This window comes from Thermodesulfovibrio sp. 3907-1M (genome assembly GCF_040450955.1).
Lineage (GTDB): Bacteria > Nitrospirota > Thermodesulfovibrionia > Thermodesulfovibrionales > Thermodesulfovibrionaceae > Thermodesulfovibrio > Thermodesulfovibrio autotrophicus.
Genome location: NZ_CP144373.1, coordinates 500,001 through 522,254 on the forward strand (window position 1 = coordinate 500,001; position 22,254 = coordinate 522,254).

At 35.6% G+C, this 22,254-nt stretch carries 16 protein-coding genes and 1 rRNA gene (1 of these 17 cut by a window edge); 4 read left to right on the top strand and 13 right to left on the bottom strand.

The features are described 5' to 3' along the window. The 3 genes from V4D30_RS02690 to V4D30_RS02700 form a co-directional block, all read left to right on the top strand. Positions 1–1,040 (top strand): 23S ribosomal RNA (locus V4D30_RS02690) (it extends 1,916 nt beyond the left edge of the window). Between the two features lie 148 nt (positions 1,041–1,188). Beyond that, the gene (locus tag V4D30_RS02695; protein ID WP_353684711.1) at positions 1,189–2,628 is read left to right on the top strand and encodes a sigma-70 family RNA polymerase sigma factor; all 1,440 of its coding nucleotides are present in this window, start codon (positions 1,189–1,191) and stop codon (positions 2,626–2,628) included. Next, positions 2,625–4,448: a transketolase gene (locus tag V4D30_RS02700; RefSeq protein WP_353684712.1), complete on the top strand. Its 1,824-nt coding sequence runs from the start codon at positions 2,625–2,627 to the stop codon at positions 4,446–4,448. Before V4D30_RS02695 ends, V4D30_RS02700 begins: the two co-directional genes overlap by 4 nt. 159 nt (positions 4,449–4,607) lie before the next feature. Here V4D30_RS02700 and V4D30_RS02705 read toward each other — a convergent pair whose 3' ends face one another. From V4D30_RS02705 to mfd, 7 genes are read right to left on the bottom strand one after another with little or no spacing between them, the layout of a single operon-like run. Next, complete coding sequence (locus tag V4D30_RS02705) at positions 4,608–5,960, bottom strand: sigma-54 dependent transcriptional regulator (protein ID WP_353684713.1); 1,353 nt, start codon at positions 5,958–5,960, stop codon at positions 4,608–4,610. 2 nt (positions 5,961–5,962) lie between these two features. Beyond that, positions 5,963–7,570: an ATP-binding protein gene (locus V4D30_RS02710; RefSeq protein ID WP_353684714.1), complete on the bottom strand. Its 1,608-nt coding sequence runs from the start codon at positions 7,568–7,570 to the stop codon at positions 5,963–5,965. Beyond that, a complete protein-coding gene (gene phnD, locus V4D30_RS02715; RefSeq protein WP_353684715.1) occupies positions 7,530–9,170 on the bottom strand; it encodes a phosphate/phosphite/phosphonate ABC transporter substrate-binding protein in 1,641 nt (546 codons plus the stop codon). The genes V4D30_RS02710 and phnD overlap by 41 nt, the downstream gene beginning before the upstream one ends. After that, positions 9,157–9,786 carry an MBL fold metallo-hydrolase gene (locus V4D30_RS02720; protein WP_353684716.1) on the bottom strand — a complete coding sequence of 210 codons (630 nt, stop codon included), beginning with the start codon at positions 9,784–9,786 and terminating at the stop codon, positions 9,157–9,159. The genes phnD and V4D30_RS02720 overlap by 14 nt, the downstream gene beginning before the upstream one ends. After that, positions 9,786–11,339, bottom strand: coding sequence for a murein biosynthesis integral membrane protein MurJ (gene murJ, locus V4D30_RS02725; protein ID WP_353684717.1), 1,554 nt, complete (start codon positions 11,337–11,339; stop codon positions 9,786–9,788). Before murJ ends, V4D30_RS02720 begins: the two co-directional genes overlap by 1 nt. Positions 11,340–11,341: 2 nt before the next feature. Next, positions 11,342–12,067, bottom strand: a complete 726-nt coding sequence (locus tag V4D30_RS02730; RefSeq protein WP_353684718.1) for a tetratricopeptide repeat protein — start codon at positions 12,065–12,067, stop codon at positions 11,342–11,344. After that, positions 12,064–15,183, bottom strand: coding sequence for a transcription-repair coupling factor (gene mfd / locus V4D30_RS02735; protein ID WP_353684719.1), 3,120 nt, complete (start codon positions 15,181–15,183; stop codon positions 12,064–12,066). Before mfd ends, V4D30_RS02730 begins: the two co-directional genes overlap by 4 nt. A gap of 261 nt (positions 15,184–15,444) precedes the next feature. On the opposite strand from mfd, the gene V4D30_RS02740 reads away from it, so the two are divergent. Next, positions 15,445–16,359: a branched-chain amino acid transaminase gene (locus tag V4D30_RS02740; RefSeq protein ID WP_353684720.1), complete on the top strand. Its 915-nt coding sequence runs from the start codon at positions 15,445–15,447 to the stop codon at positions 16,357–16,359. Between the two features lie 2 nt (positions 16,360–16,361). Here V4D30_RS02740 and V4D30_RS02745 read toward each other — a convergent pair whose 3' ends face one another. Genes V4D30_RS02745 through V4D30_RS02770 form a run of 6 tightly spaced genes read right to left on the bottom strand, consistent with a single transcriptional unit; the run spans position 16,362 to position 22,251 of the window. Continuing rightward, positions 16,362–16,601, bottom strand: a complete 240-nt coding sequence (locus tag V4D30_RS02745; protein ID WP_353684721.1) for a hypothetical protein — start codon at positions 16,599–16,601, stop codon at positions 16,362–16,364. A 1-nt stretch (position 16,602) separates the two neighbouring features. Next, positions 16,603–18,033, bottom strand: coding sequence for an Asp-tRNA(Asn)/Glu-tRNA(Gln) amidotransferase subunit GatB (gene gatB / locus V4D30_RS02750; RefSeq protein WP_353684722.1), 1,431 nt, complete (start codon positions 18,031–18,033; stop codon positions 16,603–16,605). 10 nt (positions 18,034–18,043) lie between these two features. Further along, positions 18,044–19,498 (bottom strand): Asp-tRNA(Asn)/Glu-tRNA(Gln) amidotransferase subunit GatA, encoded by a 1,455-nt coding sequence (gene gatA, locus V4D30_RS02755; protein WP_353684723.1) that lies wholly within the window; start codon positions 19,496–19,498, stop codon positions 18,044–18,046. Positions 19,499–19,543: 45 nt separating this feature from the next. After that, entirely contained in the window at positions 19,544–20,644 is a 1,101-nt protein-coding gene (locus V4D30_RS02760) for an NADH:flavin oxidoreductase (protein WP_353684724.1), read from the bottom strand. Beyond that, a complete protein-coding gene (pdxA, locus tag V4D30_RS02765) occupies positions 20,641–21,594 on the bottom strand; it encodes a 4-hydroxythreonine-4-phosphate dehydrogenase PdxA (protein ID WP_353684725.1) in 954 nt (317 codons plus the stop codon). The genes V4D30_RS02760 and pdxA overlap by 4 nt, the downstream gene beginning before the upstream one ends. 27 nt (positions 21,595–21,621) lie before the next feature. Beyond that, positions 21,622–22,251 (bottom strand): outer membrane lipoprotein carrier protein LolA, encoded by a 630-nt coding sequence (locus tag V4D30_RS02770; RefSeq protein WP_353684726.1) that lies wholly within the window; start codon positions 22,249–22,251, stop codon positions 21,622–21,624. Positions 22,252–22,254 lie beyond the last annotated feature (3 nt).

The window sequence follows — 22,254 nt, forward strand, 5'->3', positions numbered from 1 at the left end:
ACTCCGAAGCTCCAAACCGAAGCCCCGGTAAACGGCGGCCGTAACTATAACGGTCCTAAGGTAGCGAAATTCCTTGTCGGGTAAGTTCCGACCTGCATGAATGGCGTAACGACTGGGCCGCTGTCTCGGGGAGGGACCCGGCGAACTTAAGCAACCGGTGAAGACGCCGGTTACCCGCAGCTAGACGGAAAGACCCCGTGCACCTTTACTACAGCTTGGCAGTGAGTCCTGGCAATGCATGTGTAGGATAGGTGGGAGGCTATGAAGCAGGGACGCCAGTTCCTGTGGAGCCGTCGGTGAAATACCACCCTTGTGTTGTTGGGGCTCTAACCGTGAGCCGTTATCCGGCTTCGGGACACTGCCTGGCGGGTAGTTTGACTGGGGCGGTCGCCTCCTAAAGAGTAACGGAGGCGTCCAAAGGTCTCCTCAGGCTGGACGGAAACCAGCCGTTGAGTGCAAAGGCATAAGGAGGCTTGACTGTGAGGCCGACGGGCCGAGCAGGGGGGAAACCCGGGCTTAGTGATCCGGTGGCTCTGTGTGGAAGGGCCATCGCTCAACGGATAAAAGGTACGCCGGGGATAACAGGCTGATCGGTCCCAAGAGTTCACATCGACGGACCGGTTTGGCACCTCGATGTCGACTCATCGCATCCTGGGGCTGAAGTAGGTCCCAAGGGTTGGGCTGTTCGCCCATTAAAGCGGTACGTGAGTTGGGTTCAGAACGTCGTGAGACAGTTCGGTCCCTATCTGCTGTGGGCGTAGGAGACTTGAGGGAGGCTGCCCCTAGTACGAGAGGACCGGGGTGGGCGGACCTCTGGTGTTCCAGTTGTCGCACCAGCGGCAATGCTGGGTAGCTATGTCCGCAAGGGATAACCGCTGAAGGCATCTAAGCGGGAAGCCCGTCCCAAGATCAGGTCTCCCGTTCCTGGGGAAACTCAGGACCTAAAGGCCCCTGGTAGACTACCAGGTTGATAGGCTGGAGGTGTAAGCACCGTGAGGTGTTTAGCTTACCAGTACTAATAGGCCGTGTGTCTTGACTTACTCTTTTATTTCTTCTTGTCAAAAAAATATTTTTATAAAAAAGAGGAAGGGTCAATCCCTTTCTCTTTTTTATTTTATTTTTTAAAGGGTTGAAATTTTTTTAAAAATTGATAAGATTTAAATATAAACTACTTTGTAGAGGATTAATATGAAGGAAAGAGATATTTTTGAAGAAATTGTAAATCTCGGCAAAAAAAGAGGAAAACTTACATATGATGAAATTAATGAAGCTCTTCCATCGGAATACTATTCTCCGGAAGAGATTGAGGATCTTATTGATGTTTTAAGTGATATGGGAGTGAGAGTTGTTGATGAAGATGAGGAGGAAGTATTTTTAGAAGAAGAGGAAGAGCTTGAAGAAGAAGAGCATGTAGAGGACCTTGTCCAGGCTTATTTTAACTCAATGGGTGATATTCCAATACTTACCAAGGAAGAAGAAGTTGAACTTGCTAAAAAACTTCAAGAAGGAAAGAGTATAATTAAAGAGACAGTAATGGGATTAACTCTTTATCAAAAAATTTTAAGTGAAATAAACAAAGAAGAAGATGCTGAAACTTTAACTGAAGAAGATAAAGCAGAAGAGGCACTAAGTAGAACTATTATTCGCATGGAAAATTTAATTAATGACATTGGAAAAATTGAAGAAAAAATTAAAGAGTATGGTTCTTTCAAAGAATTACGGAAACTTATAAATGAGAAAAAGAAATTAGGTGAAAATACAAAACAATTGGAGAGTCTTTATAAAGAAGTTCATACAGAAATTAAAAAGATTGAAAACGAATCAGGACTCAAGATAGATGAATTAAAAAATATCTGGCAAAAAATATATAAAGCAAAATGTCTTGTTGAAGAAACGAAAAATGAATTAATTACCAGAAACCTTAGACTTGTGGTTAACATTGCTAAAAACTATGTGGGCAGAGGGCTTCCACTGCTTGATTTAATAGAAGAAGGCAATATTGGTTTAATGAAAGCTGTTGATAAATTTAAATATGAAAAAGGATTCAAATTTTCAACTTATGCAACATGGTGGATAAGGCAGGCGATCACAAGAGCTTTAATTGACCAGACTAAAACAATAAGAGTTCCAGTCCATATGATGGAGTTTTACAACAGAGTTACAAAGGCATCCCGTGAACTTACACAGCAACTGGGAAGAGAGCCAAGCAATGAAGAGATTGCTGAAAAGCTGGGAGTTCCTGTAAGGAAAGTTGAGGAAGTTTTCAGAGCTATACAGGATCCAATAGGACTTCAAACACCCATTGGTGATGAGGATACAGAACTTGAAGACTTTATCGGAGATAAAACATCTCCATCTCCTGTTGCAGAAGCTGAAAGAACAGAACTCAGTGAACATATTCAGAGAATTTTAAAAACTCTTACACCAAAGGAAGAAAAAGTTATAAAAATGAGATTTGGAATAGGTGAAGATAGAGATCATACGCTGGAAGAAGTGGGAAGATATCTTTCAATTACAAGGGAAAGAGTGCGTCAGATTGAGACTAAAGCTTTAAGAAAACTTAAGCATCCAAGCAGAATGAGACTTCTTAAAATGCTTATAAGCGAAACTCCAGAAAATAAAAAGTGAAAGATTTCTATGAATTATCAAAACTTGTAAGATACTATATTCTTTTATCAACAACCCGAGCAGGTTCAGGACATCCCACAACCTGTCTTTCAGCAGTAGAGTTAATGGTAAGCCTCCTGTTCGGAGGCTTTTTTCATTTTGACGCAGACAATCCCGATAATCCAAACAATGACAGACTTATATTTTCAAAAGGGCATGCAGCACCACTACTTTATTCTCTCTGGACAGTAGCAGGCAGAATTACTGAGGAAGAACTAACGACTCTAAGAAAGTTTGGCTCTCCTCTGGAAGGTCATCCTGTAAGGGCATTTCCATATGCAGAGGCAGCAACAGGCTCTCTTGGACAGGGGCTTTCAATAGGTGTAGGAATGGCAATTAACGGAAAATATATTGACAGACTTCCATATCGCGTTTTTGTTCTTCTTGGTGATAGTGAAATGGCTGAAGGCTCTGTATGGGAGGCAGTTCAGCTTGCTTCATATTACAAGCTTGACAATCTCATCGGTATAATTGATGTAAATAGACTTGGTCAGCGTGGCGAGACAATGTATGGATGGGATTTATCTGCCTATGAAAGGAGAGTTTCTTCTTTCGGATGGAAAACAATATGTATTGATGGACATAATTTCAATGAGATTTTTAAAGCCTACGAAGAAGCACTGAAAAACAATTCACCTTCAATGATAATTGCCAAAACAGTGAAAGGCAAAGGAGTTTCATTTCTTGAAGACAGGGAAGGTAGACACGGTGTAGCGCTCTCAGAGGCTGAATTTGAGGAGGCTTTAAAAGAGCTTGGAGAGATAAAACGGCTTACAGCTTCAGTGAAAAAGCCTGATAGCCTTAAGCCTGAACCCCAACCTCTGAAGATAAACGAGTTTACAAAGAGATATAACATTGGTGAGATGGTTGCCACAAGGCGTGCCTATGGTGAGGCACTGGTAAAATTATTCCCAGAGTTTTCTGATATTGTGGTTCTTGATGCAGAAGTAAGCAATTCTACATATGCGGAGATATTTAAAAAGCATTATCCAGAAAGATTTTTTGAATGCTTTGTTGCAGAGCAGAATATGGTTGGAATGGCAGTGGGACTTGCTCTTAGAGGTAAGATTCCATTTGTTTCAACATTTGCAGCCTTTCTTACCCGTGCTTTTGACCATATAAGAATGGCACAGTATAGCGATGCAAACATAAAATTTGTTGGCTCTCATGCAGGTGTTTCAATTGGTCAGGATGGACCAAGTCAGATGGGGCTTGAAGATATTGCAATGATGCGAAGCATTTTAAACAGCGTAGTAGTTTATCCCAGTGATGCGGTCTCTACAGAAAAACTTGTAAGAGAGGCAGCAAAACATAAAGGAATTGTTTATATAAGAACAACTCGTTCCGCAACACCTGTTATTTACAACTATGATGAAGAGTTTCCAATTGGTGGTTCAAAGGTGATCAAAAGGTCTGATAAGGATTTATGCACAGTCATAGCAGCAGGAATAACGCTTCATGAAGCACTGAAAGCATATGAGGAACTTAAAAAAAGAGGAATCTTTATCAGAGTTATAGATTTATACAGTGTAAAGCCTTTGGATGTAGAAACTCTAAAGGAGGCTCTCTCAGAGACAAAGGCAATTATTACAGTTGAAGACCACTATCCAGCTGGCGGTATTGGAGAGGCAGTTAAATCTGAAGTTGGCTCTGACAGAGTTTACAGTCTTGCATGCAGAAAAACTCCAAAAAGTGGCACACCTGAAGAACTCTTAGATTATGAAGAGATTTCTGCAAAAGCAATAGTTGAGTGCATTAATAAACTCAGTAAATTACTTTAATTCTCTGCCAAACCATATAACTTTGTCTCAGAGGAAGAAGTTACATCATAGGCAAATCATTGACAGTCAAAGTTTTAAAGCAGTTGTAGTGACAAATTTTTTCTCCATTACTGTAAAAGTGTTTTATTTTCAATAACTTTTAAAAATAAACTGATAAAATCAGAAGGTTTCTTCTTCTTCCGAGTCTGGTAAAAGACCGTGATTTTTCATTTTAGTGCGAAGTTGTTTCCTTGAAATTCCTAAAATCTGGGCAGCTTTTGTTTGATTCCATCCTGTAGAGGTTAACGCTTTAAGAATTAATGATTTTTCAATTTCTAAAAGATTTAAACTGTTTTCCTTTAAAAATGTCCATCCTGAGTGTTCTTGAATTCTTCTGGGTAAATGTTTCATTGAAATTATTCCGGAAGGTGAAAGTACAACAGCTCTTTCTATGACATTTGCAAGTTCACGAACATTTCCATGCCAGTCATAGTTTATCAGTGCATTTATAACTTCAGGTTCAAGCTGAGGAATGGGTTTATTGTTTTCTTTTGAATATTTGTTTAAAAAATGATTAATAAGCAGAGGTATGTCATCCTTTCGTTCCCTTAATGGAGGAATGTTAATTCTCACAACGTTGAGTCTCCAGTAAAGGTCTTCTCTAAATGTGCCTTCTTTTACCAGTTTTTCAAGATCCCGATTTGTAGCAGATATTACTCTTACATCAACTTTTATTCTTGTGTTACTACCGATTCTTTGAATTTCCTTTTCCTGTAAAAATCTTAAAAGTTTTTTCTGTAAAGACATGGGTAGTTCTCCAATTTCATCAAGAAACACTGTGCCTTCATTGGCAACTTCAAAGAGTCCGATTTTTCTATCTAAAGCACCTGTGAATGCTCCTTTTTCATGCCCAAAAAGCTCACTTTCAAGAAGAGCCTCAGGTATTGTTGTGCAGTCTATGATAATAAAAGGTTTTGTATTTCTTAGTGATTTTTTATGAATTGCTCTTGCTACAAGCTCTTTACCTGTACCTGATTCACCTGTAATCAAAACATTTGCATTGCTTTCCGATACCATTTGCATTATATAGAAAACTTCCTGCATTGCTTTGCTTTTTCCTATAATTTCAGGGAATGGACTAAATGATGTTTCAGTTTCTTTTAGATACGTAGATGATTTTTCAACTGCTTCCTTCAGGATATTTATTAAAAGTTCTGTATCAACAGGTTTAATTAAATAATGATAGGCACCTAATTTCATTGCTTCAACTGCCTTTTCTATGGTACCGTAGGCAGTAAGCATTACTGTTGGTATATTGATTCCGTTCAGTTTAAGCCATTTAAGCAGTTCTATTCCGTCCATCTGAGGAAGACGATAATCCAGCAAAAGACAGTCAACAGGATTTTCTTTAAGTATGGCAATTCCTTCTTCAGCTGTAGTTGCTGTTAGGACATTAAAATCTGCTTTTTTTAAAATAGCTGAGATTGCTTTTAAAGCACTGATTTCATCGTCTATATAAAGTATCTTTGCCATGTTTAAAATTTTAAAGGCAACTCTATTATAAATTCTGTTCCAGCATCTTTTTTACTGTGAACAGTGATACTGCCATCATGGTTCTTTATAATTCTTTCAACGCAAGCAAGTCCGAGACCTGAACCTGTTGTTTTTGTAGTAAAAAAAGGTTCAAATATTTTATTCAAAAGCTCTTCAGGGATTCCCATACCAGTGTCAGCTATTGTTATTAATACTTTACTGTCTTTTTTTAATGTTTTCACTGTAATACTGTCTCCATTTTTTGTTGCATCCATAGCATTAACCAGAAGATTCAGTATTGCCTGTTTTAACTGGTGATTGTCAAAGTAAAATTCAGGTATGGAGTTGTCAAATTCTATATTTAATATTTTACATTCTTCTTTAACTTCTGTTTCAATAAGTTTTATCACATCTGCAATTGCTCTGTTTAGATCAGCTTTTTCATATTTTAAAGGTACTGGTCTTGCATAGGAAAGAAAGCCTGTTATTAATTCATTAAGTCTTTCTGTTTCTCTATCAATTATGGATAGAAACTCTTTTAATACTTCGCCTTCAAAGTTAGATTTTATATATGCTGTGGATGCTTTTATAGCATTTAAAGGATTTTTAATCTCATGGGCAACTGTCATTGCCATTTCTGCCATTGCAGATGATTTTTCAAGTTTTAATTTCTCTTTTGTGGCTTTGTCAAGCTCTTCAAGAGAGTGTTTGAGTTTTATTATCATTTCATTGAATGTTTCAATCAAATATCCAATTTCATCACCGCAGGAGACTTTATAAACATAACAGTCCTGACAATCAATATTATGGCAGAGTTTACAATTTTCCTTTGCCTCTGTAATTAGCCAGCATCTTTCTTTCCCATAGGCTGGGCAGTCAGTTTTAGTGCATAAAAGTATATCTTTGCAGAGAACAATATAGGGATTTTGACAGACTTCAAGTTTGTCTGCCTGAATATTGGACATTTTCTCTTTAAGCCTTTGAAGAGGTTTTATAAGAGTTTTTGATAGCATAAAAGACATAAGAATAGTCACTCCAAGGGCTAAAAAGTTGAGAATAAAAATATAGTTTTTCAAGTTCTTTATGGCATCACTGACATATTGATTTATTTTATTTTCTGAAATTCCTGCTCTTAAAACTCCAATGAATGTATCTGCAGCCATAATTGGAATGTTTAAATGTCTTATTTCTTCACTGTCAATATACTGCCATTTTTTAAAGGTTTCTTCGTCAATTTTTATAAATTTTCCCAGTTCTTTTTTATTGCTATGACCGATAATTCTACCGTTTTTATCAGAAATCATTATGTAATCAATGCCTGGACTGTTCATAATAAGTGTAATTTTTTCATCAATTGCCAGGGGATCAAAAAAAACAATATGGTCTATAGCATCCTTTGACAGATTTTCCAGCAGTAGGGTAATGTTTTCATTAATCTGGCTTTTGAGAGAATTTTTCTGATAATTAAGGATAAGCAGATTAACAGCAAGGATAAGTATTATAAAAAGAATTAAGAATGAGAGAAAAATTTTTCTGACAATGCTCAGTCTTTGAAATTTATCTAAAACTTTATTTATTGCTAAGCTTTTTAAGTGTTGCGATATCTGCATCAGTAGCCTCTTTAAACCCTTTAATTCTGGCTTTTTTTAATATTGTAGAGTCTAATTCCAGAAGAGAGTTTTTAACCTTTGCTATTAGTTCATGGTTTTTGTTTTTAACCACTGCAAAGGGCCAGTTTGGAAGATACTCTCCGTAATCCAGAATTTTTAATTTTGAAAGATCCACTTCCTCAGACCATACACTTAATGCAGCTTCTCTTATAAATCCTGCATCTGCTTCACCTTTATAAACTCCTATGATGACTTTTTCTTGCCTTTTAGCATCAATTAATTTAAAATCTTTCGTTAGATTAAATCCCTTTTTTTCAAGATACAGCTTTTGTGATAAAAATCCTCCTGCAGAAGTTGGAGAAACAATCATTATTCTTTTACCTTTGAGGTCTTCTATTTTATTTATATTGCTATCTTTTTTCGTAATAATTATTCCTCTAAACCGTTCGTCTCCGCAAATACCATCATCCTGGGTACAGTCTTCTCCGATCGTGATAGCAACTGCTTTCACTGGATATTTTTTTGATATAATAGAAAAAACATAGGGATTTTGATAAGAAAAATCTACTTCTCCTTCGCTGACAATTTGAATAAATTCTTCAAAATTTTTAGGAATTACAAGCTTAAATTCATAACCTGTTTTTTCGGATAGATATCTCATTAAAGGATCATATCTTTTATAAATAGTTAAAGGGCTATAAAGAGGCAGAATTGCAACTTTTATTGTTTGAGGAGTATATTCAATGTAATTTTTCCCTTTTATGTTTCTTATTAATACTCTTATATAATCAAAATCTCTGTCTTCAGCATGAGAGAATTTTTCAATGCTTAGGGATCTGAGCATTTCTCTATTTGATTGGGTAAGAATAGAGTTTTTAATTTTTTCCAGCTCTTCCGTTGGAAAATTGTTAACATAGGCAATTAAAAATCTTGGAGTTGATTCGGAGTATCTCACAATTTTAAGTCCGTCATGCAAATATTTTTTGGCAGTCAGTTCACTCATCGCTCCAATATCATGATCGCCAATAAGAACTGAAAGTGCAATTCTTTGTTCTTTTTGTAACATATCCACTGCCTTAAAATCCTTGAGTGAGATATCAACATCCTTTAACATTGAAAGGGGGATTAAGTAGCTAAATGACGATTTTTCATCTCCAAGAGCCAGTTTTTTACCAAGAGAATCAAAAATTTTATCTATGTTTTTCCCTTTTTTTGTTACAAAAACGCTTCTTGTTTCAGCAGTTCCTCCTTCAGGTTTTACAAGGGGAAAGATTTTGTGCTTCATGAACCATTTAAGTTCACAATATATGGTAGGGTCAACAATGAGAAGATTAACTTTATTCTGTTTTATTTTATTTTCAAGGTCTGTGTAATCTTTTGCAATATCAATTGAAACAGGCTTTTTCAGTATGTTTTCTATGAATTTTTTAAGAGGATAAAATTTTTCATATATAGTTTTAGGAGACTCTTCAGAGAGAATTCCAATAGTGATTGGTTGTCCTTGAAGTTTTTCCTCATCAGTTTTTACTTTTTCTTTGTTTGTATTACTACAGGAAATAGACAGAATAAGTACTAAAATTAATACCTTAAAAAATTTCATGATAAAAAGGATTTGTTTTTATTTCTAAACCAATTTTTGTTTTCGGACCATGACCGGGCATTACAACAGTTTCTTCAGGTAGAGAAGCTAACTTTTTAAGAGAATTTAACAAATCCTTCATACTTCCTCCAGCCAGGTCTGTTCTTCCAACTGAACCTGCAAAGAGAGTATCTCCAGTAAAAATATAACCATCAATGTATATAGACATACTTCCGGGAGAGTGTCCGGGAGTATGAATAAACTTTAACTGGCTTTTGCATATCTTTATAGTTTTTCCATCATCAATCAGTTCATCAGGTTCAGGCTGAGGTTCTATTTCTATGCCAAAAAATTGCTCTGCCACCTGAGGCGAATTTCTATAAATTTCAATATCTTTTTCATGAAGCAATATTTTTGCACCAGTGTCATCTTTGATTTCCTTTACTGCACCAATGTGATCAAAATGTCCATGAGTACAGAGAATATATTTCACAGTTAACCCTTCTTCCTTAATAAAATCAAGAATTAAATCTGGCTCGTCCCCGGGGTCTATGATAATTGTCTCTCTTGTATCTTCATCGTACAAAACATAACAATTTACAAAAAGAGGACCAACCTCAAATTTTTTTATTTTCATCATTGCCTCCTTACCTTTTTTAAAATATAACTCAGTTCTTCATGTTTCATCAAATAGCAAAAGACAAAATATAGAACTATGGCTACAGCAATTGCAGCCCCAAGCCAGAGGAATTTTAAAAGCATTTTTCCACTATAAAGCCAGAGGTGTGGATTAATGTCGCAAATTAATTTAGCAATTCTTATGCTTAAAAAGGAAGCAATCGTACTTTTTATAAAAGATGAAGCAATAGAAGAGAAGACAATTTCTGGTATTTTTCTTTTTATGAAGCTTGCAAGCATTAAAAATTGTACAATTGCAGCCACAGAATAGGCAAGAGCTAATCCATTGTGTTTCATGGACTTCATCAATGCAACAGAAATACCGATATTTGTTAACATTCCTGTGATTGCACATATCACAGGAGTCTTTGTATCCTGAAGAGAATAAAATGTTGCTGTTATTGTTCTTGAACCAACTGTTCCAAGAATTCCAAGACTGTAGAAGAATAAGGCACTGGCAGTATTAATTGCAGCATTTAAATCAAAGGCACCTCTTTGAAATAATGTATTTACAATGGGTTCTTTAAGCATAATAAGCCCAATTGTTGATGGTATTGTTAGAAAAAAGAGAAATTTTAAAGCAAAAATAAAATCCTTCGTAAGTAGATCTCTTCTGCCCTCTGCAATATGTCCTGAGAGTGTTGGTAAAACTGCCATGCCTACAGCAACTCCAAAAATTCCAATAGGTAGCTGTATAAGTCTCATGGAGTAATAAAGATATGTAACACTTCCTTCAGGAAGAAAACTTGCTATTATGGTGCTTACAAAGATATTTATTTGATTTACTGTCATTGATAAAGTGGTAGGAATCACAAGAATGGCAATTTTTTTTAAAGCAGAATGATATGGAGCTATACCAAATCTAAAACCATTTTTATAAAAAGAGGGAATCTGTATGAGCCACTGGAGGATGCCTCCAAGAGTAACTCCTACTGCAACAGAGATTATGGGATTAAAGAAAAATGAACTAAGGCCTACTACGAGTATAATAATTGCAATATTCAAAAAACATGGAGCAAGGGCTGGAATAAAAAATACATTATTTGTATTAAGTGTTCCCATTGTAAGGGCGGCAAGACTTATAAAAAGTAAAAAGGGAAACATTATTCTCGTAAGTAAAACAGTTAAATTGAATTTTTCTGGATTGGTGGTAAATCCGGGAGCAATTAATGTTACAATCCATGGACTAAATACAATTCCTGCGAGGACTATTATTCCTACAACAAGGAGTATAAAAGTAAAAAGACTTTTTACAATCTTTTTTGTTTCTTCTTCTCCATTTTTTACCTGAGCTTCCTTTAACACTGGAATTACTGCAGAGGACATGGAGCCTTCAGCAAAGAGTTCTCTAAGTAAATTAGGTATTCTAAAGGCTACAAAGAAAACATCGCTCAGTCCTGTTGCACCAAAATACTTAGCAAGAATCATGTCTTTTATGTAGCCAAGAATTCTGCTAAAGGAAGTTGCTAAGGAAATAGCTCCTGCTGCTTTAACTATTTTACCTTTTGCCATTTTTAGTATTTTAATATTTCAAGAAGGTCAAGGATGTCTTCCTTTGACATAGTTGAATGCCCAGTTTTTAATTGTTCTTCAAGAGTTTTGGCAAACTTATCTACATCACCCTTAAAAGACGAATCTAATCTTATAGCATTTCTTAAAGTTTTAACTGCCTCTGAGTACTGATTAAGTTTTTGATAGGTGAGCGCCATGTAAAAATGTGCTGGAATAAGAAGAAAATTTCTTTTTATTGCTTTATCAAAAGCATCCCTGGCTTCTTTATACTGTCCCGTTCTATAATAGGATAGTCCCTGTCCCAAAAAAGCTTTATCCTGAGTTATAAATAAAGGATTGTTTAATGCTTTCTGGAAAGCTTCTATTGCCTCCTTATGCATGTTTAACCTTTGATAACAAATTCCGAGATTAAACCAGGCATCAGCATAATCTGGAGCTATTGAGAGAATCTTTAGAAATAAATCCCTTGCTGTTTCATATTCCTGAAATTCCATATGAACAAGGGCTAATCCATGAAGTGCGTTTTTGTTATCAGGGTCAATTTGCAAAGCCTTATGAAATTCCACAAAGGCAAGTTGATAATTTTTTTCAATATAATAGGCATATCCTATTTCAGTATGAAAATCTGACTCATTTGTTTGCCTTACCCTTTCTTCTGATGTGCAGGCAACAACAAGAAGAAAAATCAATAAGCTTAAAATTATCTTCATAGTTTTATAGTATATCATTTTTTCTCATTAAGCTTTCCAATTAATCGTTTAAGAAAGAGAATTAATTCATCTAGTCCTTTCATGTGCGCTTCAAAACCATCGGGAAAAAATTTTAAATTTTTTACTATACCCTTATTTTTAAATCCTGTTAACACATTTATAAGTGTTGTTATAAAATCTGTTTCAAGATTTTCTTCCATTGTAAATCTAAATTTATCTTTATTTTGTTTAATCTGAGAAATTTTAATTTTTGATGCAAGAATTCTTATTTGTGCTGTTTTAAAAAGATTTTCCACCTCTTGAGGTAGTATTCCAAATCTGTCATAAATTTCATTTCTGAGTTTATGTATTTCATTTTCTTCCAGTATCTGGCTCAGTTTTCTATAGATTCTTATTCTCATAGAAGTCTCTTTAATATATTCCTCTGGGATAAAGGCAGGTAAAGAAAGTTTAATTTCAGGTAGTTTTAAACTCGGTAAAGCTTCACCTTTTAATTCTTTCACTGCTTCATTAAGCATTTCTATGTAGAGATCAAAGCCCAACCTATTTATACCTGATTGCTCAACTCCAAGAAGCTCTCCAGCACCTCTTATTTCAAGGTCTTTCAGGGCAATGTGAAAGCCTGCTCCAAGATAACTCATTTCCTGAATAGCCTTTATTCTTTTTTTAGCATCTTCACTGAGACCGTCTGAAGGAACTATTAAATAAGCACTGGCTTGTATGGATGCTCTACCAACTCTTCCCCTTATTTGATAAAGATCACTTACTCCAAAGGTGTGAGCTTGGTCAATTATTATTGTATTTACATTCGGGATATCAAGTCCTGAGGCTATAATAGAAGTACAGAGTAAAATGTCTATTTTCCCATCAAGAAAATCAATCATGACTTTATTAAGCATTTTTTCTTTCATTCTTCCATGAGCAACTGCTATTTTTGCAAATGGGACAAGACTCTGAAGCTTTGATTTAACCAGTTCAATATCATGAATTCTATTATGAAGAAAATAGATCTGACCTCCTCTCTGAATTTCTTTTTCAATTGCTTCTTTAATTATTGAATCATTTTCATGAATAACAAATGTTTTAACTGCAAGTCTTTCCTTTGGAGGAGTTTGTATTATAAATATATCCCACAGTCCGCTCAGTCCTATCTGTAAAGTTCGTGGTATAGGAGTGGCTGTTATTGTGAGAAGGTCAACTTTTGGATATTTTTCTTTTATTTTCTCTTTATGAATTACACCAAATTTTTGCTCTTCGTCAATGATCAAAAGACCGAGATCAAAAAACTCCACTTCTTTCAAAATAAGAATATGAGTTCCGATTAAAATATCAACATTCCCAGATTTCACATCTTCAATAGTTTTTTTAATCTCTTTTGCTGAGCGAAATCTGCTGAGATATTCAATTCTTATTGGAAAAGCTTCAAATCTTTTTTTAAAGGTCCTGTAATGCTGCTCGCACAGAAGAGTTGTTGGAACAAGAACCGCAACCTGTTTACCATCATAAACTGCCCTGAAAGCTGCTCTCATTGCTACTTCTGTTTTTCCATATCCTGCATCTCCACATAAAAGAACTTCCATTGGCAGAGCTTCTCTCATCTTTCTTAAAATCGCATCTATGGCTGCTTGCTGGTCTTCGGTTTCTTCATAAGGGAAAAATTCATCAAAATTTTTATGAATTTCTGTATCCTCAGAGTAAATAAAGCCTCGTGGAGTTTTTCTTTGAGCATAAAGTTTTAAAAGTTTATCGGCAATCTCCTGTATTTTTTTTCTCTCTATTTCCTTTGCTTTCTGCCAGCGATTACTTCCAAGTTTATCAAGAGGTGGAACAAAGCCCTCTCGGGCAGAATATCTATAAATTTTTCCTATGTTCCATGTGGGCACATAAAGAATGTCTCTGTCTTTGTATTCAATTACAAGAACATCTTCTTCTGTGCCTTCATATTTTTGCCTTTTTATACCACGAAATATTCCTATTCCATGATCTTTATGAACTACATAATCACCTTCGTTTATTTCCAGTCCATCAACAGGAATTTTCTGTAAACTCAGCTTTTTCTTTTTAATTGCTTTCTCTCTAAAAAGTTCAAAATCTGTAATAATCATCAAGTTTTCTCTATAAAATCCTTCCTGAAGTTCAGATATGGTAACGGCAAATTTACCAGAATAATTCCCAATCTCGGTTTTGTTAATCAATGGTGCAATAATACCATGATTAAAGAGAATTTCTTTTACTGTTTCAGCTTTTCCGCGAGAGCTTAAAGAGAAGATTATAGGAATTCCGAGTTTCTTTAAATTTTCTGGGAAATCAAAGAGATTTTTTCTCTCATCTGGTAAAATGCCCAGTCCATAAAATGTTTTGTCTTTTCCATCAATTGCTTGATAAGAAAATTTAAAAGGTAAATGGGAGATTTTAATTATTTGTTCTTCAGTTTTAATTTTTAAATCTTCAACTTTGTTGACTACAGTAAAAATCCTGTCAAATTCAAATAAATCAAGTAATTCCGTTGTAACATTGTTCTCTTTTGCTGGTAGTATCCATATTTCGTTTTTATCTTTAAATGTAAGTTGTGTGTCAGGATTAAAAAATTTTATTTCCTCTATTTCATCACCAAAAAATTCCACTCTAACTGGATATTCTTCCCCGATTCCCCATATATCAAAAACCCATCCATGTTGCGAGAATTCTCCCTCCTGTGTTACTAATTCAGCTTGAGTATATCCTGATTCAATAAGATTTTGTCTTAATAGCTCTCTTTCAATGCTGATTCCTTTTTTCAGGTTAATGGTCTCAATATGAGAGGGAATTTTTCCAGATTCAACTGTTGTGATTATCTTTTTATTTTTCTCGTGAAGAATTTTAAATATTGCTACCAATCTCTCAGTGCTGTGTGAAGGCAATAAAACAACTTCGTTATGATTATTGAAAAACTCAGAGAAAGTTTTTATAGTTGAATAAAGTTTATAAGCCTGCTCTTCATTTTCTTCAAAAACTATGTAGTTTTCATCAAAACAAAGAAAAAGCGCAAGAGAGGTTATTGAAAGATTGTAAATTTCATTGTTTGTTTGAATTAAGGAAGATATTTGTTCTATCTCTTTTGTTAAAGCTGTATGAATGGATTCAATATGGCTCATTAATTATTTTATCATAAGCTTTTTAAGGAGGGGACACCCCTTAGGGGGCAGCTAAGGGGTGCGGGACATGTATGGGAGCCTAAAAAAGAAAAGCCATGAAGTTCACAGGGTTCATCCCTTTACCTTCATGGCTTTAAATTTGTAAATCCAACTTCTGTTGGACATTTAAATTTTACTTTAAAAAATTTTTTTATGTCAAGTTATTTCCGAAGTCAAAAAGCTACTTGACTTATAAACTATAAATAGTGTTTAATATATCTCATGGTTCCTAAGACAGAAAAAATATGGATGGATGGTAAATTTGTAGATTGGGATGATGCTAAGGTTCATGTTCTCACTCACTCCCTTCATTATGGCTTAGCAGTATTTGAAGGAATAAGGTGTTACAATACTGAAAAAGGACCTGCAGTATTCAGATTAAAAGATCATGTGGAAAGACTTTTTAAGTCTGCTCATATATTTACTTTAAGCATTCCCTTTACAGAAGAACAAATCTTTGATGCAATAAAAGAAACCATAAGAGTTAATAAAATTAGCTCTTGCTACATCAGACCAATAGTTTTTGTAGGTTATGGCAATATGGGTGTTTATCCTAAAAACAATCCTATTCAGGTTGCAATTGCGGTATGGAACTGGGGTGCCTATCTTGGCGAAGAAGGACTTCAGAAGGGAATAAAAGTTAAAACATCATCTTTTATTAGAAATCATGTAAATTCAAACATGTCAAGAGGAAAGGTTGCCGGATACTATGTTAACAGTCAACTTGCAAAGATTGAAGCAGTTTCCTGTGGATATGATGAAGCTGTTTTACTTGATACAGAAGGATATGTTTCTGAAGGAAGTGGAGAGAATATTTTTATAGTTCGGAAAGGAATTCTTAAAACAACGCCTTTGACTTCAATCCTTGAAGGAATTACGAGAGATACTGTTATTACCATTGCAAAGGATCTGGGAATTGAAGTTAAAGAAGAAAGATTTACCCGTGATGAGCTTTATATTTCTGATGAGGCTTTCTTTACAGGCACAGCAGCAGAGGTCACTCCTATAAGAGAAGTTGATGGAAGAACAATCGGCTCAGGTAGTCGTGGTCCAGTTACTGAAAAGATACAGAAAATGTTTTTTGATATAGTTAACGGAAGAGTTTCAAAATATCAACACTGGCTTGACTTTGTTTGATTTTATCTTAATTTCATCTGCTCTGCTGCTTCATTAATATCAATGTCAGTTAAATGCTGATGCAATTTTGCTTTTTGTCCTTTTCTTAATTTATCAAAAAGTTCCTGTCTGTTTTTTACTCCTCGTTCTTGAAATATTTTATCAAGAGACTTATCATCCCTGTGACATTTATCGCATTTTAATGCAAAGGCATTACTGAAGAGCAGGAAAAAAGATAGAAGAATGAAAAATATGATGCGCATGTTATTCTTCCTTCAAAAGTTTTAAAATAAGTTCATTTACTAACTTCGGATTAGCTTTACCTTTTGTAAGCTTCATAACCTGACCCACAAAGAATCCAATAAGTTTTTCCTCTCCAGCACGAAATCTTTCCACTTCTTTAGGATTTTTTTCCATAACTTCTTTAATTGCTTCAATTATAACAGAACTGTCAGAAATCTGTGTAAGTCCCTTTTCCTTAACAATTGTTTCTGCTGATTTTCCAGTTCTGTACATTTCTTCAAAGACATCCTTCGCAGTGTTTCTGTTTATCGTTCCTTTCTCAATTAACATGAGGAGTTCTACCAGTTTAGAAGGAGTTAAACTACATTCTGTAATATCTTTCCCATCTTCGTTTAATAATCTTAAAAGTTCAACCATGATCCAGTTTGATACTTCCTTTGGTTTTCCTCCTGAGTTTACCGCTTCTTCAAACCATTCTGCCAGAGCTCTTTCCTCTGTTAAGATTTCTGCATCATACTGTGGTAAGCCATATTCTCTGATAAATCTTTCAAATTTATGATCCGGTAGTTCAGGCATATCTCTTTTAATTTTTTCAATCCACTCTTCTGAGACGACTACAGGAACAAGGTCTGGCTCAGGAAAGTATCTGTAATCATGGGCTTCTTCCTTAGAACGCATTGATTGAGTTGTACCGGTTTGTGCATCCCATAGTCTTGTCTCCTGAATAATTTTTTCGCCCATTGACAGCAGTTTTATCTGTCTTTTTATTTCATACTCAAGAGCTTTTTCAACAAATCTGAATGAATTTATATTTTTAATCTCTGTCTTTACTCCAAACTCAGTAGAGCCTAAGGGTCTTACAGAAACATTGGCATCACAGCGGAGAGAACCCTGCTCAAGATTGCCATCGCATACGCCAAGATATCTTAAAATAGCTCTTAATTTTTTCATATAAAGAGCAGCTTCTTTTGGTGATCTGATGTCCGGTTCTGAAACAATCTCGATCAAAGGAACTCCAGTTCTGTTAAAATCAACAAAGCTGAATCCTGAAGCATCATGAATGTTTTTTCCAGCGTCTTCTTCAAGATGGATTCTTTTGATACGGATTTTTTTTCTTTCTCCATCAACCACTATCTCAAGATATCCATCCTCGCAAAGTGGAAGCTCATACTGACTTATCTGATAACCCTTCGGAAGGTCAGGATAAAAATAATTTTTCCTTGCAAATCTACTGTATGAAGCAATTCTACAGTTCATGGCCAAACCTGTTTTAATTGTATATTCAACAGCTTTTTTATTGAGCACAGGAAGCACACCAGGCATTCCGAGACAAACAGGACAAACCTGTGTATTGGGTTCTGCTCCAAACTTAGTGGAGCAACTACAGAATATTTTACTTTCTGTTAAAAGTTGAGCATGAACTTCTAACCCTATTACTGCTTCGTATTGCATTTTCGCTCCTTTATAACATTGGTTTCATTTTATGCCATGGAGTTGATTTTTCATAGGCATAGGCAAGCTGAAGTATTCCAGCTTCATCAAATGGTTTACCAATAATCTGAAGTCCTACAGGAAGTCCGTTTATACTGAATCCGCATGGTATTGATATGGCAGGAAGTCCTGCAAGATTAACAGAAATTGTAAAAATATCAGACAGATACATCTGGAGAGGATCATCTATTTTTTCTCCGATTTTAAACGCGGGTGTTGGTGCAGTGGGTGTGATAATAAAGTCAACTTTTTCAAAAGCTTTTTCAAAGTCCTGTTTTATTAAGGTTCTTACTTGCAAGGCTTTTTTATAGTATGCTTCATAGTATCCAGCTGAAAGAGAATATGTTCCGAGCATTATTCTTCTTTTTACTTCAGCTCCAAATCCCCTTGATCTTGTCTTCATATACATGTCAAGTAAATCTTTACCTTCTACTCTCAAACCGTATTTTACACCATCATATCTTGCAAGATTTGAAGAAGCCTCTGAAGTGGCAATCAAATAATAAGTGGCAACAGCGTATTCAGTATGGGGAAGAGAGATTTCCACTGGAATGCAACCAAGGGATTCAAGGTGTTTTATTGCCTCATTCAGTCTTTCCTCAACTTCTTTATCTATTCCTTCAATAAAATACTCCTTAGGAATGCCTATTTTAAATCCTTTAATGTCCTTACCGAGATATTCTGTGAAATCAGGTTTTTCAATGGGAGCAGAGGTGGAATCCATAACATCGTATCCTGCTATAACATTCATAAGAATGGCAGCATCAGCAACGCACTTTGTGATCGGACCTATCTGATCTAAGGAAGAAGCAAATGCAACAAGTCCAAAGCGGGAAACTCTTCCATAGGTAGGTTTTAAGCCTACGACTCCGCAGAATGATGCTGGCTGTCTGATACTGCCTCCAGTGTCAGAACCAAGTGCTGCAATGCATTCATCAGCTGCCACTGCAGCGGCACTTCCTCCTGAGCTTCCTCCAGGAACTCTTTCTAAGTCCCAGGGATTTTTAGTTATATGAAAGCCCGAATTTTCAGTGGATGAACCCATCGCAAACTCATCCATATTGGTTTTTCCAACAAGAATGTAGTTATTGTTAAGCAACTTTAATGTAACTGTGCTTTCATATGGTGGGATAAAATTATACAGTATTTTTGAAGCACATGTGGTAAGAATACCTTTAGTGCAGATATTGTCCTTAACAGCTATTGGAATACCTGTCAAAATATTTTTTTTCCCAGCAAATATGGCATTTTCAGCATCTCTTGCCATGTTATAGGCTTTTTCAACAGTTAAAGTTATAAATGCTTTGACTTTTTCTTCCACTTCCTGAATTCGTTTAAAAACATCTATTAAAATCTCATGGGGTCTTACATCTCCACGATTAATCATTACTACAAGCTCAGCAACTGTTAATTTATGAAGCTCCAAACCAAACCTCCTTTTAAACAATTTTATCAATTAAATTAAAGCAATTTATCTCTTTTTTTCAAGCTGACTACATTTAACATGGTCTAATCTCATGAATCTCATACATTCATTACAGGATATACAATCTGAGGTTTCTTTTCCTTCCATCCACTTTTTAGGTAGATCAGGCTCTCTTATTAAGGGTCTTGAAAGGGAAATAAGGTCTGCTTCTTTTTTTTGTAAGATTTCTTCCGCTACTAAGCGAGAGCGAATTCCACCTACCAGCATAACAGGAATTTTAAGCTCTTTCTTAAATTCTCTTGAGAACTCTCTGAAATAAGCTTCTTTCCGAGGGGAGTCAATTTTCATTCTCACAGGCCTTTCCTCTGGTTTTGATTCCACAATTCCGCCACTGACCTCTATTGCATCAATACCCAAATTTTCAAGCTTTTTAGCAATTCTGAGGCTTTCCTCTAATGTTAGCCCTCCTTCTATAAAGTCACAGGCATTTAGTTTTATCATTACAGGCCAGTCATATCCTACATTTTCTCTTATACTTAGGTAAACTTCTTCAAGAAAGTGAAATCTTCTTTCCTCATCACCACCCCAGTAGTCATCTCTTCTGTTTGTATAGGGAGATAGGAACTGATTTACAAGATATCCATGAGCACCATGAATTTGCACACCATCAAAATCTGCCTCTTTAGCTCTTCTTGCAGCTTTACCGAAGGATTCAATAATTTCCCATATTTCTTCCTGGGTGAGCTGTCTTGGCATTACTTTGTAAACAGGTTCATAAACTTCTGATGGTGCCACTGGTTGAGCTCCTCCAAGAAACAACGAAGCACACTGTCTTCCTCCATGACTCAGCTGGATTACAATTCTGCCACCCGCTTCATGAACAGCTGAGGTTAATCTTTTTAAACCATCAATGTAGAAATCATTGTGAATACAGAGCATCTTCGGAGCACTTCTTCCAGACACATGAACCAGAGCATTTCCAGTAATTATCAAACCAGCACCACCTTTAGCAAGCGTTACGTATAGATTTATCAATTGTTCTGTAACAAAGCCGTCCTCATCTGCCATTTTTTCATAGGTTGCAGAACGGACAATTCTGTTTGGCATTTTAATTGTTTTAATTTCAAAGGGCGTAAAAAGCTTCACTTTATCACCATCCTTGCAGCAAGTTTGATAGCCTCAATGAGGCTTGTTGGTGTGGCTTTCCCTTGCCATGCTATGTCATAGGCTGTTCCATGATCAGGAGATGTTCTTATAAATGGAAGTCCCACTGTAAAGTTTACTCCCTTATCAAAAGCAACGAGTTTAAAAGGTGCAAGTGCCTGATCATGATACATTGCAACCACTATGTCAAATTCACCATTGAAGGCACGCCAGAAAATAGAGTCCGCTGGATACGGTCCTGAAACATTTATTCCCAGTGCCTTTGCTTCTTTAACTGCTGGAGCAATTTCATCAATCTCTTCTCTTCCCATAATACCTTCTTCTCCTGCATGGGGATTAAGCCCACATACTGCAATACGCGGGGTTTCAATCTGAAGCATATCGCAGGCTTTTTGGGCAAAAAATATTGTTTTTATTACTCTTTCTTTCTTAACTAAATGGGGAACATCTTTCAAGGGAAGATGTATTGTTGTTAGAATCACTTTCAAAGACTCACTGTAAAAAGCCATTGCGTAATCCTCTGAGTGAGTAAGCTCAGCAAGCATGTCTGTATGCCCAAGCCAGTGCAGCCCAGCCATTCGCAAAGCTGACTTTGTAATGGGGCATGTAACAATTGCTTCCACTATACCAAGTCTGTAAAGCTCTACAGCTTTCCGTATATAAGAAAATGAAGCTCTGCCTGATTCCTCTGATGGAGCACATTTTAAAAGTTTTGCTGGATTCTGGATTTCATTTAGATTCAATATTTCTATGTTGTCTGGGTCAAAATCTATTCCGATGGTTTTAATTACTTCTTTTATAACACTTCTGTCTCCTATGACAAGGGGATTGCAAATTTTGTAGATATCTTCCTGGGCAAAAGCCTTTACAATAATCTCTGGACCAACTCCAGCTGGATCTCCCATTGTTATTGCAACTCTTTTTTTTGCCATTTTATTCCTCCTCAGCAATAGAACTTTTTAATATTTTAAAACCGTATCATCTTTCTTTGGGGTAAATTTGAATAGAGAGTTTTTGAGAGAGGTATTTATTTTTACATCGCTGAAATCAATTTTTACTGTATTAGACAGCATATCTATTAGTTTCATTGATTTTATTGGAAAATCACCCTCTGCAACTGTTATCTCAATGCTTTTTATGTTGCCCATTTTGCTTCTTGGGATGAGCATGATAGTGTTTTCTGATTTTTCGTTAACTTCAAAATCTTTTTTTAAATCTGCCATTCTCCGAAGAAGTGCCAGAGGAAGTTGACCATATTTTTCTTCGCTAAACTCACTCATTATTGCTTGTTTTCTTTTCTTATCATAGATAATGAGAGTTTTGTTATCGAGATAGATAGTTTGAGAGAACTCTCCTGTATATTGCCATCTTACTTTATCTCCCTTTATAAAAAATCTGCCTCTGAATTGCTGGACTTTGTTTATTTCTTTTATATGGCTTGTTTGAATGAAACTTCCAGCTGCATCATTTATATTTTTATAGGCATTTTCAAGCTTTAATAACGCAGTTTGGGCATAACAAAAACTAAATAGAAAAAATACTATTAAAAGATTAATTGCTAAAATTTTTAGCACTGCAAAAGTTTTCATAAT

What these genes read in the sequence shown, in the direction of transcription:
- V4D30_RS02695 (WP_353684711.1), top strand. Translation starts at nt 1,189, where the DNA reads ATGAAGGAAAGAGATATTTTTGAAGAAATTGTAAATCTCGGCAAAAAA.
- V4D30_RS02705 (WP_353684713.1), bottom strand. Translation starts at nt 5,960, where the DNA reads ATGGCAAAGATACTTTATATAGACGATGAAATCAGTGCTTTAAAAGCA.
- V4D30_RS02710 (WP_353684714.1), bottom strand. Translation starts at nt 7,570, where the DNA reads ATGCAGATATCGCAACACTTAAAAAGCTTAGCAATAAATAAAGTTTTA.
- phnD (WP_353684715.1), bottom strand. Translation starts at nt 9,170, where the DNA reads ATGAAATTTTTTAAGGTATTAATTTTAGTACTTATTCTGTCTATTTCC.
- V4D30_RS02720 (WP_353684716.1), bottom strand. Translation starts at nt 9,786, where the DNA reads ATGAAAATAAAAAAATTTGAGGTTGGTCCTCTTTTTGTAAATTGTTAT.
- murJ (WP_353684717.1), bottom strand. Translation starts at nt 11,339, where the DNA reads ATGGCAAAAGGTAAAATAGTTAAAGCAGCAGGAGCTATTTCCTTAGCA.
- V4D30_RS02730 (WP_353684718.1), bottom strand. Translation starts at nt 12,067, where the DNA reads ATGATATACTATAAAACTATGAAGATAATTTTAAGCTTATTGATTTTT.
- mfd (WP_353684719.1), bottom strand. Translation starts at nt 15,183, where the DNA reads ATGAGCCATATTGAATCCATTCATACAGCTTTAACAAAAGAGATAGAA.
- V4D30_RS02740 (WP_353684720.1), top strand. Translation starts at nt 15,445, where the DNA reads ATGGTTCCTAAGACAGAAAAAATATGGATGGATGGTAAATTTGTAGAT.
- V4D30_RS02745 (WP_353684721.1), bottom strand. Translation starts at nt 16,601, where the DNA reads ATGCGCATCATATTTTTCATTCTTCTATCTTTTTTCCTGCTCTTCAGT.
- gatB (WP_353684722.1), bottom strand. Translation starts at nt 18,033, where the DNA reads ATGCAATACGAAGCAGTAATAGGGTTAGAAGTTCATGCTCAACTTTTA.
- pdxA (WP_353684725.1), bottom strand. Translation starts at nt 21,594, where the DNA reads ATGGCAAAAAAAAGAGTTGCAATAACAATGGGAGATCCAGCTGGAGTT.
- V4D30_RS02770 (WP_353684726.1), bottom strand. Translation starts at nt 22,251, where the DNA reads ATGAAAACTTTTGCAGTGCTAAAAATTTTAGCAATTAATCTTTTAATA.